Raw genomic sequence first — 1,064 nt, forward strand, 5'->3', positions numbered from 1 at the left:
AGAGACAATAACCATCATTTTTCCAATTAAAATGAATACATTTGATGCACATTTCCATTTTTATTCCTCCTTGATTTTTTAATAACATTCTTGTATAATTAGATATCCAGAATTTAGTGTGAGACGGCATTAATTTGCTGTCTCTTTTTTTAAAAATATTTTTTGGGATTTTCAGCGAATCTGATTATATCCACTTTATTCCTACGCACAAATTCCTTTTCTTTCTCTTTATCTGTATGACGGGATTGAAAAAATTCTATTATCTTCTTTAACATAGTTATACACCTCCTTATTTAATTCAATATTATATTTTTTACCAAATTTCTTATTTTTGATTTTTCTCTCTATTGCTTTTTTGCTAATGAATTTGAAGTCTATTTTCATGTTATTCCTCCTAATGTTTATATTTTTAATTGAATTTAATTATTGAATGTGATATATTATTTTCAAAGGCTAAGTCCTTTTATAAATCTTGTTCGCAGCTCAACATTTTGTTGGGCTGTTTGGTTAAATTAATTGTTTTCCAGTCCTGTCTGTTTTTTGAACCAAACCCCACAGACAGGACAGTTAAGTAATTAAATTTAAGGAGGTTATAATTATGCAAAACTTAGAATCTTCAGTATTAAATGATATTATAGAAATATCACAAGAAGAAGATGTGAGTACTGTAAATAAAATGTTATCTAATGGTTGGATTCTGCTAAAGATATACACTACAGCTTCTGTTTCAGAACCAGACCAGATGGCGCATTATATAATGGGTAGAATGATAGAAAAAAGAGATCCTTTTGAAAAATTTATGGATTTATAATTTTTTTAAACTCTGGTGCGTATCCGATAGTATAAACACCAGAGTTTTTATTGTAATTTATGATATACCAGTCATTATTTAACTTATGGTTTAAATCGTTAATATCTTTTGTATTTTCAATTTTTCTTACTAAACATAGTAATCTGCCCATAATTTCACCTACTTTCTATAAAATATTTTTTATGGATTTTCATGATATAAATCAATCATAATCTGGTCTTCATCCGGAAAAGTATCTAAAATATGAGATTCC

At 27.1% G+C, this 1,064-nt stretch carries 3 protein-coding genes; 1 reads left to right on the forward strand and 2 read right to left on the reverse strand.

Annotated features, from left to right (window positions below; translation table 11 throughout):
* Positions 1-228: 228 nt before the first annotated feature.
* Positions 229-384, reverse strand: coding sequence for a hypothetical protein (locus tag NK213_RS20155; protein ID WP_253352685.1), 156 nt, complete (start codon positions 382-384; stop codon positions 229-231).
* 214 nt (positions 385-598) lie between these two features.
* Here NK213_RS20155 and NK213_RS20160 point away from each other — a divergent pair, with 214 nt between their 5' ends.
* Entirely contained in the window at positions 599-811 is a 213-nt protein-coding gene (locus NK213_RS20160) for a hypothetical protein (protein ID WP_253352687.1), read from the forward strand.
* Here NK213_RS20160 and NK213_RS20165 read toward each other — a convergent pair.
* A complete protein-coding gene (locus tag NK213_RS20165; protein ID WP_253352688.1) occupies positions 798-962 on the reverse strand; it encodes a hypothetical protein in 165 nt (54 codons plus the stop codon). The genes NK213_RS20160 and NK213_RS20165 overlap by 14 nt on opposite strands.
* Positions 963-1,064 lie beyond the last annotated feature (102 nt).

The sequence above is a fragment of the Sebaldella sp. S0638 genome (genome assembly GCF_024158605.1).
GTDB lineage: Bacteria > Fusobacteriota > Fusobacteriia > Fusobacteriales > Leptotrichiaceae > Sebaldella.